At 32.4% G+C, this 13,589-nt stretch carries 17 protein-coding genes and 1 pseudogene; 10 read left to right on the forward strand and 8 right to left on the reverse strand.

Annotated elements, in window-relative coordinates:
- The first annotated feature begins 60 nt into the window (after positions 1-60).
- The 3 genes from HYY69_00625 to HYY69_00635 all read left to right on the forward strand — a co-directional run bounded on the left by HYY69_00625 (position 61) and on the right by HYY69_00635 (position 1,552).
- A complete protein-coding gene (locus tag HYY69_00625) occupies positions 61-306 on the forward strand; it encodes a hypothetical protein (protein MBI3031951.1) in 246 nt (81 codons plus the stop codon).
- The gene (locus tag HYY69_00630; GenBank protein MBI3031952.1) at positions 307-780 is read left to right on the forward strand and encodes a hypothetical protein; all 474 of its coding nucleotides are present in this window, start codon (positions 307-309) and stop codon (positions 778-780) included.
- 193 nt (positions 781-973) lie between these two features.
- Positions 974-1,552, forward strand: coding sequence for a 50S ribosomal protein L15e (locus tag HYY69_00635; GenBank protein ID MBI3031953.1), 579 nt, complete (start codon positions 974-976; stop codon positions 1,550-1,552).
- 51 nt (positions 1,553-1,603) lie between these two features.
- On the opposite strand, the gene HYY69_00640 is transcribed toward HYY69_00635, so the two are convergent.
- Positions 1,604-1,867, reverse strand: a complete 264-nt coding sequence (locus tag HYY69_00640) for a hypothetical protein (GenBank protein ID MBI3031954.1) — start codon at positions 1,865-1,867, stop codon at positions 1,604-1,606.
- A 19-nt stretch (positions 1,868-1,886) separates the two neighbouring features.
- Positions 1,887-3,305, reverse strand: a complete 1,419-nt coding sequence (locus tag HYY69_00645) for a hypothetical protein (GenBank protein MBI3031955.1) — start codon at positions 3,303-3,305, stop codon at positions 1,887-1,889.
- A gap of 379 nt (positions 3,306-3,684) precedes the next feature.
- Between HYY69_00645 and HYY69_00650 the strand changes: the two genes are divergently transcribed.
- Positions 3,685-4,560 (forward strand): hypothetical protein, encoded by an 876-nt coding sequence (locus HYY69_00650; protein MBI3031956.1) that lies wholly within the window; start codon positions 3,685-3,687, stop codon positions 4,558-4,560.
- 49 nt (positions 4,561-4,609) lie between these two features.
- Complete coding sequence (locus HYY69_00655) at positions 4,610-4,792, forward strand: hypothetical protein (protein ID MBI3031957.1); 183 nt, start codon at positions 4,610-4,612, stop codon at positions 4,790-4,792.
- 35 nt (positions 4,793-4,827) lie between these two features.
- On the opposite strand, the pseudogene HYY69_00660 reads toward HYY69_00655, so the two are convergent.
- Together HYY69_00660 and HYY69_00665 are read right to left on the reverse strand one after the other, a co-directional pair.
- A pseudogene (locus HYY69_00660) lies at positions 4,828-6,426 on the reverse strand (site-specific DNA-methyltransferase).
- Positions 6,423-6,563: a hypothetical protein gene (locus HYY69_00665; GenBank protein MBI3031958.1), complete on the reverse strand. Its 141-nt coding sequence runs from the start codon at positions 6,561-6,563 to the stop codon at positions 6,423-6,425. The pseudogene HYY69_00660 and the gene HYY69_00665 overlap by 4 nt, the downstream one beginning before the upstream one ends.
- A gap of 167 nt (positions 6,564-6,730) precedes the next feature.
- Between HYY69_00665 and HYY69_00670 the strand changes: the two genes are divergently transcribed.
- Positions 6,731-7,807 (forward strand): hypothetical protein, encoded by a 1,077-nt coding sequence (locus HYY69_00670; protein MBI3031959.1) that lies wholly within the window; start codon positions 6,731-6,733, stop codon positions 7,805-7,807.
- A 69-nt stretch (positions 7,808-7,876) separates the two neighbouring features.
- On the opposite strand, the gene HYY69_00675 is transcribed toward HYY69_00670, so the two are convergent.
- The gene (locus HYY69_00675; protein ID MBI3031960.1) at positions 7,877-8,449 is read right to left on the reverse strand and encodes an HNH endonuclease; all 573 of its coding nucleotides are present in this window, start codon (positions 8,447-8,449) and stop codon (positions 7,877-7,879) included.
- Positions 8,450-8,493: 44 nt separating this feature from the next.
- The gene (locus HYY69_00680) at positions 8,494-9,366 is read right to left on the reverse strand and encodes a site-specific DNA-methyltransferase (GenBank protein MBI3031961.1); all 873 of its coding nucleotides are present in this window, start codon (positions 9,364-9,366) and stop codon (positions 8,494-8,496) included.
- Between the two features lie 282 nt (positions 9,367-9,648).
- Here HYY69_00680 and HYY69_00685 point away from each other — a divergent pair, with 282 nt between their 5' ends.
- Positions 9,649-10,005: an alpha/beta fold hydrolase gene (locus HYY69_00685; GenBank protein ID MBI3031962.1), complete on the forward strand. Its 357-nt coding sequence runs from the start codon at positions 9,649-9,651 to the stop codon at positions 10,003-10,005.
- A 345-nt stretch (positions 10,006-10,350) separates the two neighbouring features.
- On the opposite strand, the gene HYY69_00690 is transcribed toward HYY69_00685, so the two are convergent.
- Positions 10,351-10,770 carry a DUF86 domain-containing protein gene (locus HYY69_00690; GenBank protein ID MBI3031963.1) on the reverse strand — a complete coding sequence of 140 codons (420 nt, stop codon included), beginning with the start codon at positions 10,768-10,770 and terminating at the stop codon, positions 10,351-10,353.
- Positions 10,763-11,179, reverse strand: coding sequence for a nucleotidyltransferase domain-containing protein (locus HYY69_00695; protein MBI3031964.1), 417 nt, complete (start codon positions 11,177-11,179; stop codon positions 10,763-10,765). Before HYY69_00695 ends, HYY69_00690 begins: the two co-directional genes overlap by 8 nt.
- Positions 11,180-11,231: 52 nt before the next feature.
- On the opposite strand from HYY69_00695, the gene mutL reads away from it, so the two are divergent.
- From mutL to HYY69_00710, 3 genes are all read left to right on the forward strand, one after another.
- A complete protein-coding gene (gene mutL / locus HYY69_00700) occupies positions 11,232-12,929 on the forward strand; it encodes a DNA mismatch repair endonuclease MutL (GenBank protein ID MBI3031965.1) in 1,698 nt (565 codons plus the stop codon).
- 64 nt (positions 12,930-12,993) lie between these two features.
- Positions 12,994-13,221 (forward strand): AbrB/MazE/SpoVT family DNA-binding domain-containing protein, encoded by a 228-nt coding sequence (locus HYY69_00705; protein MBI3031966.1) that lies wholly within the window; start codon positions 12,994-12,996, stop codon positions 13,219-13,221.
- Positions 13,218-13,589: a PIN domain-containing protein gene (locus tag HYY69_00710; GenBank protein ID MBI3031967.1), complete on the forward strand. Its 372-nt coding sequence runs from the start codon at positions 13,218-13,220 to the stop codon at positions 13,587-13,589. The genes HYY69_00705 and HYY69_00710 overlap by 4 nt, the downstream gene beginning before the upstream one ends.

The following is a 13,589-nucleotide window of genomic DNA, read 5'->3' on the forward strand; positions in this document are numbered from 1 at the left end:
GTTTAGAAGTGGAAATATTTATATTAAGAGATCAAACTCTTAAAAGAGGTGTGAATCAAAATGGAAAATGCTATTGAAAGTACTCAAAAAGAGAAAACTATATTAGTTGAAATTGAATATGCTGAAGATTTTCAAGAGTTTATACTTTTAAATAATGATGTTCTTGTAGATGAAGAGAATAAGAATATGATTATGAATGCAGAAAAGGAGGAACTTTTGCAAGTTGTTAAAGAGATTGGTTCAACACCAATAGTAATCAAATCAGTTCATAAATATGATGAAAACTTCTTGCTAAAGAATTTTTAAATGCCATCAGTGAAGTTCCGATATAGAATACTTACAGATATACATTTTGTAAGGTGGTTAATCAATAAGGATAAGACTTGTTTTCTTAAACTAACACATATTAAAGCTTCTTCTGCAGATTGTAAGAAAGAACATAATGTAATTGTTGAAGAAGATGCACAAAAAATAATTGAAGAAAAAAATATCAAAGAATCAAATTTAAGGGCAGCGTTTAAAGGATTATCGATACCGCATGAAATAACTAAAGTTCTACAAGATAAATACGACAGGATGATTCTATTTGCAATAGTTTTGGCTACAGATAAACCATATTTTACTTATATATTAACAACTAAGGATCACATTAGTAAGTATAATGGATCGTTACATATTAAAAATGTAAAAAGTATTTCTGTAAAATCAGAAGAAGAAGCACTAAAAATCATTGATATTCTTTGGCAAGAATTTTGTTTTATAAGGGAAACTAAAAGATAAATTACTATTGTAACTTATATCGAAATTATACAAAACAACCAAACTCCCTCAACTTAACAACTACAGACTTACCAGAACTTATAACAGACAAAATTTATAAATTACCTTGAGGTTCTTGAATAGGGCAATGTGGGTAGTTGCTTACCTGAAGCCAACAGTACCTTGTACTGCATAAAAGAATGGAGGCAGAACTATGGGATTATACCAGCATATTAGAAAAGTATGGAACAAGCCTAAAGAAAGCTTAGGTCCTTTATGGCAGGAAAGGCTTATTGCCTGGAGGCAAGAAAATTCTAGCACGAGAATTGAACGGCCTACAAGAATTGATCGCGCTCGATCACTTGGTTATAAAGCTAAAGAAGGTGTTATTGTCGTGCGGCAGCGAGTTCCTCGAGGAGGACATTATCGCTCAAAACCTTCTGGCGGGCGAAGACCAAAACGTTTTGGAAGAAGAAAAGATCTTCATAAAAATTATCAATGGATTGCAGAAGAACGAGCAAATAAAAGATATGTTAACTGCGAAGTTCTCAATAGTTATTACGTCGCCCATGATGGTCAATATTATTGGTATGAAATTATCCTCGTAGATAAAAATCATCCAGCAATTAAGCGCGATCATGAATTATCATGGATCACTGAAGCGCAACATACAGGGCGAGTCTATCGAGGCTTGACCAGCGCTGCAAGAAAAAGCCGTGGCTTGAGAAACAAAGGTATTGGCGCAGAAAAGGCGCGACCAAGTTTGCGAGCGCATGATAGGAAAATGAGATAGATTCATTTTTTTATTTTGTTTTTTAAAATATAAAAAAGATAAAAAATAAAATTACCAATTCACTTCATCTAATTCCTGCTCAAAATTATTGAAGTTTTCATCGCTTAACTCTTGTTCAAGAGTTTTCGCTTCATTCAACGTTGTTTCTGTTTCTTCAACATCTCCTGGTGCTTGTTGCACCACAGCTGTATCAGTACTTTCCTGAAGAGAATCAGGAGAGTTGGAAGCACTCTTTTCGTTGTTCAGATTTGTTGAACAACCAACAAAAGCAATAGATACCAACAACAATCCGATAATGGTTAATACATATTTCATTTGTCAACACCTCTCTCTTTTATTGGACTGTTACTGCAACATTTGTTTCTGCTTCTCCAGTAACTTTAGCACTTATATCAACTACTGCTTCTTCCACTTCTTCTTCAGATTCAGTGATTTCATACTCTTCTTTGTCCTGCAATGATCCTCGGCATTCGCCTAACAATCCAGGTTGATTGCTGTTAACAAACTTAATTCCTTGCTGCATAAACTTTGGTACATCGTGCATTGCTTCAAATGCCTTGCTCAGCTCTTTTTTAGCAGCATCTATACTTCTTTGAGCTTGTTCACCGTCTTCTGAAGATCTTGCCTTGTCAAAAAATTTCTGGGCTTGTTCATAATGCTCTTTAGCAGAAGCTTGTTTCTCAACTATTTGCTTAATAACTTGCATTAAATTTGCAGTGTCAACACTTGTTTCAAGCTTTTCTTCAGCGCATTCTAATGCTGCAACTGCTTTCTCTGAACTTTGAAATAATCCCTGAGCTGCTCCCTGTAATGAACGTTGAGCATGCACTTTTATTCTATGCTTAAAAAGCTTGTAAATATGTTTTAGTTCCTGCGCTTGCGCTCTTATTTCTTCTTTAGTTGTGGCAAGTCTTGCCTGTTCAATGATTTTATCCAATCTTTCGACTGCTGCTTCAAGCTCATCAACTGCTTTGTCATCATAATTATTTTCTTCTACTTTTTCAAGGATTTTTTCTAAATGTGCTTGCAGCCGTTCAGATGATTGTATGACAAATTCTTTTGCCTGTTCAAGAATTTCTTCATCACTTGCGCCTTTTTCTTTAAGTTCAAGGAATTTCTTGCGCGCTTCTTCAGCATGCTGTTCTGCCCGCTCAAATTTCTTTTCAGCTTGTAGGTATCGCAGCCTTACTTTTTTCAAATCTTGAATTGCAAGCCTTTCCTTTACTTGGGCTTTTTTAAGCTTCATCTTATCAAGCCTTTCTCTGCATGCATCTTCGTTGTCTTTGCATGCTTGCATAAACACTTGTAAATCTGCTCTATCCATATGGGCTAGAACTTCAGCTTGATGTTCATTCATCTTTCCAAGAAAATCTGCTTTATGCTGTTGAACTGCATATTTCAGCTTTCTCTTTTGTTCATCTGATAGTTCTTCAAACCCTTTTTTCATAAACCAATCAGCTTTAGCTTCTTTAAAATTATCTTTTAACTTTTCTTCATATTCTTTTCTCCTTTCTTTCATTTCTTTGATCTTTTCCCTTTGTTTTTCACCATAGGTATCTTTACCATTATTATCATATCCGATTTCAGCTTCAGCTGAAGCTTCTGCTTCAACATTTCCTGATACTTCTCCAGAAGAAGTGTCACTTCCTGTATTTTCATCTCCCGTACCTGACTCTGCAGCTACAAGAGGAACTACTCCTATCATATATAACAATACAACCAATACCACATAGATTCTTTTCATTTCGTACATCTTCTCATCCTCCTTAAAGAGCTTTCGCTAGTTGTTTAGGCACTTTGAAAAGCAAAGTATTTGACTCTGGGCTATCTTTAAAAAAAATAAAAGGTGTGGTGCTTTCACACCACACCACTGAGCATTAGCTCATGCAAAGATAGCCTAAACCTATCAGTTGTTTGCAACTGATATATGCTTAGTAGCGTGTCTTGTTTATAAATATTCTTTCAAAAAACTTATATTAAAGCTTTATAACAGGATATAAAGCTTTATAAAAGCTAAAATAAGCTTCTTTTTCTTTATTAAGATTTTTTTACTGGTTATTTAGCATAATAACTAGTTTAAAAAATCTTAATAAGTAACAACCTTTTTATACATAAACAACATTATTGTTAGTATGAAGCATATTTTTATCTTGATCGTTGGCGTTATTCTTGTTATGTTTTTAGCACCTCAAATATTTGGCGCTACTATTTCAGGAACGATATATGATTATTCTCTTAAAAAAGGAGATAATATTATCGTCACTATTGATTCAGTGCCGCCGCAGAAATACATCTCAAAAGAGGGAACCTATCATTTTACCATTGGATTTGGAGAATATCTCCTTGAAGCTAAACGCTATGAAGATAATGTATTGCGAGATGCAGCTTCGGAAAAGATTGTTATTGATAAAGAAGGAGATTACCTTGTAGATCTTATTTTATTTCCTTCATTTGAACAGGAACAAAAACTTATCCAGGACTTGCCTGAAAATTTTGATCCTTATGAAGAAAAGAAAACACCCTATAAAGTTATATTTGCTGTAGCAGCTTTTCTCTTGTTAATCATAATAATTTATTATATTAAACATGCTGAAAAGGAAGTAACAGATGAACAAAAAGAAAAATTGCGTAATGGCAAAAAGAATAAGAAGAAAACAGGAAAAAAACAATCAAAACCAGCAAAAGATGAAAAGAGTCAGGAGCAAAATCAAAAGCAAGAAACTCAACAAAAGGCATCTCTAGCCTTTTCAGCAGCGGCAGATACTAACCTTTCCCAGGGCGAACAACCATTATTCGAAACAACCCAAGGAGATAAATATTTTCAACAAATCACTGCACTACTCAAAGAACAGCAACGTGTTACTCAAAAAGAAATTAGAAAGCAAATTCCTTTATCTGAAGCAAAGATTTCATTGATTATTACTGAAATGGAAACAAAGGGAATCGTGCAAAAGATTAAAAAAGGCAGAGGAAATATTATTGTTTGGAAGGGCAATCAGAATAATTAGTTTTACTGTTTTAAAAGTATTTATAAATAAAATTGATATTTACGATAAGATGAAGTCCGAAACAAGAAAAAAGGTAAAAGAACTTGTAAAAGGTGTAATCCTTTCAAAAATTGATAATTATAGTGCTGAAACTGAATACAAACCATTTTTTCAGGCAATTTTCACAAAAGAGCAAATCTTAACTCACACTATTGTCCATTTATTCCTGAAAAAGATTTTCCACAATTATTAAAATTCGCTCAAGAAAAAGGAGTAATTCCCTAATAATCATGCCTTTATCATATGAAATATAATCTCAGCATAAGGTTGTCTATCTCTTTCTGTTCTATTCAAAACAGGTCTTTTAAACTGCTCAACTATCTTTAAACCACTTTTCTCTGCGATTCTTGGATAGAGATTATATTTATCATTAGCTACAATAAAGAAATCTCCATTATCTTTAATAAATTGACTTATGTTTATGAAAACCTTACTTATGCCTTCAACATACTCATCTTTCGCTTTTTGTCCTTGACCTTTAAATAAAGGACTTATTTCTTTATTGTCTTTTCTTGAAATGCCAAATAACTCGTAAGCGTAAGCATGTTGCTCATGGTAATCTATTTGACCAACATAAGGTGGAGAAGTAAAAATTCCATCTATTTTTTTATTTACTAAAAGCTTGTAAAAGTCAGGATTTTGCTTTTTGATTTCTCCAAAAATATCAGCTTCTCTTGAATCTCCATGAATAACACCTGTATATACTTTCTTCTTGATATTTGAAAAATCCTTTAATCGTGCAATTGTATCAAACGTATATCTTCTCAAATGCCCGTTTATGGTATTTAGTGGAGTGCATATTTTTTTATGCTTTCTGCAGTAATATGGTCCTGTTTGTGGCTCTTTTAATGTTGCTAAATCTGAATGGGTTGTTGCCCTGCATGACCTCGCAGTTCTGCTTAATACTATTCTCATAATATTCTTTATTTTCTCATCTTTTTCATTCTCAATTAATTTTAAGTAATAAAATAATTCTTGTTTAACTCTCTTTTAGAACCATTTTGACAAGAAACTATTCATCTTTTTTTCGTCAAGAAGTATTGTTTTATCTTTAGTTCCATTCTTTTCAAAAAACTCTTTATTTTCTTTAAGGAATTGCTTTAGTTTTTCGTCTCCGTATTTTTCTTCCTCAAGTTCTCCCTTAAACACTCTTCTTTTAAATTCTGGATTTGGGAAGAATCTTTTGTTAAACTCATTCAGTTTTTCTTTAAGTTCAAAGTCAAATGTATCATCAAACACTTTATTACTAAAATTAATAGTTTGAGTTAAATTATTCTTTAAAGTATAGTTTAACTTGAAAATATCATATTCATCTAACTTAACTTTAGAAATCATACAGTTAAAATCTGAAATGTCAATACCTATGGAATGTAACCCTAATTCTGAGGATTGTACCAACGTTGTACCACTCCCCATAAATGGATCAAGAATGATGTTTCCAGATTTAAAGAAAATCTGTTTTTTGTAGTCATTTAAATGGGAATCTAAAAAGTACTCAACTAATTGAGGTATAAACTTTCCTTTATAGGGATGCAATCTATGAACGTGCTTAGTTGTGTCAGATTCTCTTAATTGAGAGAAAGATAATCCCCAGTTTAAATCATTTCCTAATTGACTTTTCCAAGATTCTTGTTTTTTTACTAAATGTTCATCATAATATTGCTTCAGTTCATCTAAATTAATTTTTATTTTCTTTTCTTCATCCAAATACTTTTTAATTTTTGCATATTGAATAAGATAGCTTATATTTGAAGTAGTTACAGGTCTATCTAAATAATCGCTTGCCCATTGCGATGCTTGACCTAAAGATAAAAGTTCTTGGCTCATTTTTCCACTTTTTTTGTTTTTTCTTCCATGAATACTTCTATGCTTCTTGATAATGCCACTGCATTTTTCTTACAAAATTCTTTATATTTTTCGTAGGTATCTTCATCAAGACTTAATGTCACATTTCTTTGTCCCATAATCAACCCCTCAAATGAATACAAATGTATATAATTGAGTTACTATATAAAGTTTTCTGACTATTTACCAATACTTGATTTTTCCCGGAAATCTTTCCAATTTTGTCGGAAATTTTGATGTTTTTTTAGCGATGGGTTTATTAAGGAGTTTTCAGGCTAAATATCTTATGAAATTGCTGAGAACTCTAACAAAATATAGTTTACTATTGATCGTTGGTGTTGTCTTACTATATTATTTTAGATATGAAATTACCGGTTACACTATTTACCCGTCTGCCAGTGAACAAGGTTCTCAAAGTGAACAGGGTTCTCAAATTGCTCAAGAGAATGGAAGTATTGATGTCTCTTTTTGCCCTTCATCAGCTTGTGAGGATGTTTTTGTTGACCTTATTACCAACGCCCAAGAAACAGTTTATTGCGCATTCTATGACTTAGATAACAGCGCAGTAATACAATCGCTTGCTAACAAAAGTAGAATTATAGATGTTAGGCTTGTTATTGACAGTGATAATGTTCATAATCAAATATATGGAGAAGGCATCGTTGTTGATACCAAAAAGCAATATATGCATAATAAATTTTGTATTATTGACCATACTACTGTTATTACCGGGAGCGCAAATCCAACAGATAATGATTTTTTTAACAATAACAATAATATTCTTGTTTTTGCATCACAATATCTCGTAAGCAATTATGAACATGAATTTGAAGAATTATGGTCCGAGCAATTCGGTAAAGGTGAAGCAGTCAAATATCCTGAAATTATCATTAATAACATAACGGTTGAAAATTATTTCTGCCCTGAAGATGACTGTGAAGAACATCTTTTAGAAACACTCGATAAAGCAGAAAACAGCATTTATTTTATGACGTTTAGTTTTACTTCTGATAACGTTGAGGAAAAGTTATTGAATAAATTTAATCAAGTGAATACAACAGGCAAGACCATTGCTATTAAAGGAGTTTTTGAAAAAAGATCGCAAAGCAAGGACAGCGCTTTTTTTAGCTTGAATAAAACAGGAATTCCTGTTATCTTTGATAATAATCCTAAAACTATGCATCACAAAGTGTTTATTATTGATGAAAAGACTGTTATTACAGGAAGTTATAACCCAACAAAAAGAGGTACTGAAGTTAATGATGAAAATATGATTATTATTCATGATCCAACTATAGGGCGACTGTATGTAAAAGAGTTTAAGAGAATATATACTCCGATGATTAGCGAGAACGACACATAAAGAACAAACATCAAGGGGGACATTTCATCGTAGTTGTTTTAGTTAGTCGTAGGGGGTGGGTGTTCGTCGTTATTTTTTCCAAACTATATGTCCATTAATATTATTTTTCTCATATACTTGTAGAACATCTTCACAGAATTTAATCAGTTCTTTATCGTTGTTTGCTTTTGCAAGTTCATAAAGTCGTATAAACATTCTTTTTCCAGTTTCAGTTTGTTTATAGTATTTCTTTTGAAAATTATGTTGTGCACAGAGAGTTTGTCCATTAGAAATTTCAGCTTTACCGCCTAATTCTTTTGGTTTAATATGGTCTGCTTGAATTTCAATACCATCTGCTTTTCCTCTACCGCAGATTACACATCTATAATTATCTCTCTTAAAAATTTCTTCTTTTTGTGCGGGTGTAAAATCTTCAAGTTCTCTATTATGTACGAAATCAGGGTCATATTTGTAAACTCCTTTATTTATTTTGATAAGTTGTCCTTCTTGCGATAATTTTCTAATTGCTCTGTCAGGATCTCTAAATACTTTTCCTATTCTTTTTTTAAACTCAGCAACAACCCAGTCAACAATTTCAGGATGAGGTATCTCTCTCTTAGGATGTTTCTTATAATATTCCATAATTAAATCAGCTTGCGACATTTCTTCCTTAGTTTTTGCCATTTGTATCATGCCTTATTGTTTGTTTAATTGACAGTAACATCGAGCAATTTCTGAGTAGGATTGAAATCCGTTCTTTTTGTAGTGATGGGTTTTTCTTTCTCGACTTTCATTTCATGTAATTTCTTTTCAAAAAGATTTGCTTCAGCAATTATCCTTTTTTTTGCTATAGCACAATATTTTACATCAACATCAATTCCTATTGATTTTCTATTATTGGAAACAGCAGCTATTAATGTAGAACCACTTCCCATAAAAGGATCTAAAACAACATCTCCCACAAAACTAAATAATTTAATACATCTTCTTGGTAACTCAACGGGAAACGGTGCAGGATGACCTCCAGCTCCTTTTTTACTTTGCCCTTGAAAAGTCCATAAACCATTAGTCCAATCCATAAATTCTTGTCGAGTTATATCTGACTCTTTCTTTTCTTTCTTTTTCCAATCCTGCTTATACAAAATTAGGATTAGTTCTACCGGTGCAATTACATAAGGAGCAGATGCACTTAGCCAAGAACCCCAAGCAGTTCTTCTTGAAATATTTCCTTCATTCCAGATAATTGTAGAATGATACTTATAACCTATTTTTTTTGCAATAGTTGTAAAATCTGCACCAACACTCTGCTGACCATCTTTATTTTTATCTAAGGGAATATTTAGACATAATCTCCCATCATCTTTTAACCATTCAAAACATCTGGACAACCATTTATGACTAAATTCTAAATATTTTTCATAACTTATTTTGTCATTATGAGAATTATATTTAATATCAACATTATAAGGTGGAGATGTAACAATTAAATCAACACTATTTTTAGGAATTTTATCTGTTGAAAGTACATCTTCGCAGACTATCTTCGATTTTTCATGATTAAAAAAAACTTCACCCTTCATAGAGATAGTAGAATTGTGAGTATTTATTAATGTTTGGCTTTTTAAATCGGAGATTTTCCGCTCCACCCCCGTGTTCGTTTTCGTCCGTTTAGAAATATCCTCCTCTCAGTCGTAGTCGCTAAAAATTATTGAACTCTCGGAATTCGTGTTTAACGCCCTGAGCGAACATAGCTTTAACACGAACCTACTCTCGCACTTTAGGCTTCACACTATTGTTTATTATTTTTACTACTAAATATCATAACTTTTATATATCTTCTTGTAGAAATTAGACCGGTAACTATGACTGCAATCCTCCTTGTTCATGGGTTAAGCGCTACTAATCAAATATTTGATGACTTAGAAAAGCGATTAAAACGAAAAAAATACATAGTATATAACCCTTTATTACCTGGACATGGAACTGTACCCGAAGATTTAACAAAAGTTTCCTATCAGCATCTTGTTGATTTCTTGAAAAGGTATATTAAACCAATTATCAAACAATATAAACAAGTAATAGTTATTGCTGAATCATTTGGCGCAAATATTGCTCTTGATGCTGTTGCTAAAAAATATATTAAAGGAATGATTTTCCTCGGAACTGCGCTTAAAGTGCGAAAAGAATGGTTATACCAAGGAATAATCTCTTTTCTCTAAACATTTTATCCTCATTATTATTATAAAAAAGAGAAAAATCATCCTCGTGTCATTAAAGGCACCACCTATTCGAAAATACCTTTAAGAGCGATAGATATGTACTTTACCAAAAGTAAAAATTTTCACGAAAGAATTAAAACTTGTTTTTTTCCGATGTTATTTTTATTTGCAAAACACGATTTTCTCATTGACACAGGGTGGAAAAAGGATTTTCTTAAACATCACCAAAATAGCCATTTCAGTTTGTTGAATATGATACCAGAAGACACGCAATATTAGAAAGCGAGCATCAAACAGAGATTACAAATAAAATATTGAGTTTTATAGACAAAAATGATATTTCAACTACTTTTTGAGAGTTTTTAAATATTCCTTAATCTCATTTTTAAATTCTAGAAAATCCTTTCTATTCTCCATAATATTATCATAAACTCTTTGATCCTCTATCTTAGTATAATGGTGGATTAACACATTCCTAAATGCTTTCATGTTTTTAAGTTTAAGCGCCATCTCTTCAGAAATAATTTTTTTTTCATATAGCGTCTTAAACATATTGTCTTCATCAGAAGGCAGACCAAGTTTTAATTCTCTAATAATTGCTTGGCAAACATCAATACAAACCTCAATCAATAATTGCAATAACCTTTCACAATATCTCTTTTGTTGAGAGACATACTCTTGATAAGATTCAGGAAGATGTTCTTCTAATTCTTGGTTATATTGATCTAAAAAATCAAGCAATGAGGTAATTCTCTTTTTATTCATTAAGAACAGCCTCCAGATAACCTTCATAAATGGGTTTAAAATGTTCATAATCACGAAGTGTTCCAAAATAAAGATCATACAAGGCATCTTCATCTTTACAGAAGATGATTTTCCCTTCATTGATTATTGGTATTCTGATGTACAATGGAAGATGCTGAAAGATTTGAACGTCATACTTTTCATTATGATGAGCATATTCTAACAATTTACCTGATAATTCATAAGAAGTATACTTATGAGGCTTCAGAAAAATACAAATATCAATATCGCGGGAATATTGTTCTCCTCTTGCAACACTGCCGAATATGCTTACAGCTAATACCTGTTTATCTTTTTTTGCTTTTTCAATGATTTCTTGAATGACCTTATTCTGCATCATTACATTGATTTTGATCTTATCTGTTTCCATGGATTATCGCTATATCTAAAACATTATAAATATTTGGGTTTTCCCCTCATTCATGGGTGTTATAAAAGAGCTTGATCAGGACCTTATAAATAAAATAGCAGCTGGAGAAGTCATTGAACGGCCTGCTTCAGTAGTCAAAGAATTAGTGGAAAATGCTATTGATGCGCATGCAAGGACCATCATTATTTCGGTTATAGAAGGTGGAAAGTCACTGATTAAAATATCTGACAATGGTTGCGGCATTTCCTCTGATGAAGCAGAACTTGCTCTCAAACGGCATACGACTTCTAAAATCGAAACGCTCAATGATTTGTTTAACATAAAATCTCTTGGTTTTAGGGGGGAAGCGCTTGCAAGCATTGCTTCAGTAAGCAGCATGGAACTTGTTACTAAAACTGCTGAAGAAGATACTGGCACCTATCTTGAAGTTGTTTCTGGAGATATAGTGCAGAAAAAATCAGTTGCAGCCAACAAAGGCACTGCTATTTCAGTGCATAATCTTTTTTTCAATGTTCCTGCTCGAAAACAACATCAAAAAACTATTGCCACTGAATTTAGGTATATTCTTGAATTAGTAACACACTATGCACTGATTCATCCTGAAATCAATATTACTTTGATTCATAATGAAAAAGAAGTGCTTAATGCTCCTTCCACCGAAGATGTCCTTACCAATATTGCTTCAGTATATGGAAGAGGATTATGCGGAGATTTACTGCCAGTTGATTTTTCTTTTTTTGATCTCCATGTTTCAGGATTTATTTCAATTCCTGGAAAAGCGAGAAATGATAAGAATTTCCAGAGCATTTTTGTTAATAAGAGATTTGTCCACAATTATCTTATTCAGAAAGCAGTCTATGACGGTTATGGGAGCTTATTATTTCATGGAAAACATCCTGTGTTTGTCTTGAATGTAACTATTGATCCAAAAAAAATAGATGTTAATGTGCATCCAACAAAAGCGCAAATCAGAATAGAAAAAGAATCAGATGTTTATATCAGTGTTAAAAATGCTGTGATAAAAACATTGAAAGAACATAATCTTGTTCCTGAAATGTTCAGCAATAAGCAAGATTTTCCTCGCGACATCAATGCAAAACTGGTTATTGATCCATTCCCTCAAGAAGAACAGCTGTACCTTGATGAAGATGTTGATCTGCTCAGGAAAAAAGAAGTGGGGATAAGAATATTGGGGAGAATTTATCAGACCTTTATTATTGCTGAAGATGATAAAGGAATGCTGCTCATTGACCAGCATGCTGCACATGAAAGAGTTATGTTTGAAAAATTTATGCAGCAATATCAGAATAAAGCTATTAAAGTACAGCAATTGCTGCAGCCTATTATGCTTGAATTAAGCGCTTTAGAAACTGATGTGGTTATTAATAATATAAGCATTTTAGAGAACTGTGGAATTTTTATAGAAGAGTTTGGAAAGAATACGTTTCTTGTTCGAAGTTTGCCAAGCATTTTTGCGCGGCAACAAGATAAAAATATAGTTTTAGCAATAATTGGTGAATTAGGAAGCGGCGAACTTAAAACCATTAGCTTAGTTAAAGAAGAACGAATTGCGATGGCAGCATGCAGAAGCGTTGTTAAAGCGCATGATATTCTTGAAATGCCCGAGTTGTATGCATTATTACAAGAATTATTCAGCTGCAAGAATCCTTATTCCTGCCCTCATGGAAGACCTTCTATGATCCATTATAGTTTGTATGATTTAGAAAAGAAGTTTAAGAGAAGAGTTTAAAAGAAACCTTTTTATATAAGTTATACCTAACAGTGATACTTAGTTATACCTAAAGGTGATACAAATGGAATTGCTCGTAAAAACGAAAAAATGGGGGAACTCAGTAGCAGTTGTTCTACCCAGTTCAGTTGTTCGGCAGCAAAATATAAAACCAGGTGATGAGCTTAACCTTGCAGTAGAAAAAAAAGGAACAGTTCTCAGAGAACTTTATGGAGCATTAAAGTTCACAAAATCAACAGAAGCGCTCATTAAAGAAGCAAGAAAAGATTTAGCAGGAAAGTGGTTAAAATGAAGTATCTTGATACCTATGCACTTGTTGAAATTGCTCATTGTAATCATAAGTTTAGTCAATATTTAGATGAAGATTTTATTATAAATGACCTTACCCTTACAGAGTTTTATTATGTCTTATTGAAAGAAGTAAAAGATAATCAATATCACCTAGCAGAATACTGGTTTAAAAAACTACAGCCCTATTCAAAACCCGTGACTATTTCTTTGTTGATCAAAGCAGCTGATTTTAGATTTAAATATCGTAAAAAAAATCTTTCTTTTTTTGACGCAATTGGTTATATATTTGCTCGACAGCATAATCTTATTTTTGTCACTGGTGATAAAGAATTTGAAAAATTACCAGGGATTGAATTTGCTAAAAAATAA

It is taken from the genome of Candidatus Woesearchaeota archaeon (genome assembly GCA_016192995.1).
Classification (GTDB): Archaea; Nanobdellota; Nanobdellia; order Woesearchaeales; family DSVV01; genus JACPTB01.

Coding starts and splice junctions, on each gene's coding strand:
- HYY69_00640 (MBI3031954.1), bottom strand. CDS start 1,867: ATGAAATATGTATTAACCATTATCGGATTGTTGTTGGTATCTATTGCT.
- HYY69_00705 (MBI3031966.1), top strand. CDS start 12,994: ATGGAATTGCTCGTAAAAACGAAAAAATGGGGGAACTCAGTAGCAGTT.
- HYY69_00635 (MBI3031953.1), top strand. CDS start 974: ATGGGATTATACCAGCATATTAGAAAAGTATGGAACAAGCCTAAAGAA.
- HYY69_00645 (MBI3031955.1), bottom strand. CDS start 3,305: ATGTACGAAATGAAAAGAATCTATGTGGTATTGGTTGTATTGTTATAT.
- HYY69_00675 (MBI3031960.1), bottom strand. CDS start 8,449: ATGTCGCAAGCTGATTTAATTATGGAATATTATAAGAAACATCCTAAG.
- HYY69_00625 (MBI3031951.1), top strand. CDS start 61: ATGGAAAATGCTATTGAAAGTACTCAAAAAGAGAAAACTATATTAGTT.
- HYY69_00680 (MBI3031961.1), bottom strand. CDS start 9,366: ATGAAGGGTGAAGTTTTTTTTAATCATGAAAAATCGAAGATAGTCTGC.
- HYY69_00685 (MBI3031962.1), top strand. CDS start 9,649: ATGACTGCAATCCTCCTTGTTCATGGGTTAAGCGCTACTAATCAAATA.
- HYY69_00690 (MBI3031963.1), bottom strand. CDS start 10,770: ATGAATAAAAAGAGAATTACCTCATTGCTTGATTTTTTAGATCAATAT.
- mutL (MBI3031965.1), top strand. CDS start 11,232: ATGGGTGTTATAAAAGAGCTTGATCAGGACCTTATAAATAAAATAGCA.
- HYY69_00650 (MBI3031956.1), top strand. CDS start 3,685: ATGAAGCATATTTTTATCTTGATCGTTGGCGTTATTCTTGTTATGTTT.
- HYY69_00710 (MBI3031967.1), top strand. CDS start 13,218: ATGAAGTATCTTGATACCTATGCACTTGTTGAAATTGCTCATTGTAAT.
- HYY69_00665 (MBI3031958.1), bottom strand. CDS start 6,563: ATGGGACAAAGAAATGTGACATTAAGTCTTGATGAAGATACCTACGAA.
- HYY69_00695 (MBI3031964.1), bottom strand. CDS start 11,179: ATGGAAACAGATAAGATCAAAATCAATGTAATGATGCAGAATAAGGTC.
- HYY69_00655 (MBI3031957.1), top strand. CDS start 4,610: ATGAAGTCCGAAACAAGAAAAAAGGTAAAAGAACTTGTAAAAGGTGTA.
- HYY69_00670 (MBI3031959.1), top strand. CDS start 6,731: ATGAAATTGCTGAGAACTCTAACAAAATATAGTTTACTATTGATCGTT.
- HYY69_00630 (MBI3031952.1), top strand. CDS start 307: ATGCCATCAGTGAAGTTCCGATATAGAATACTTACAGATATACATTTT.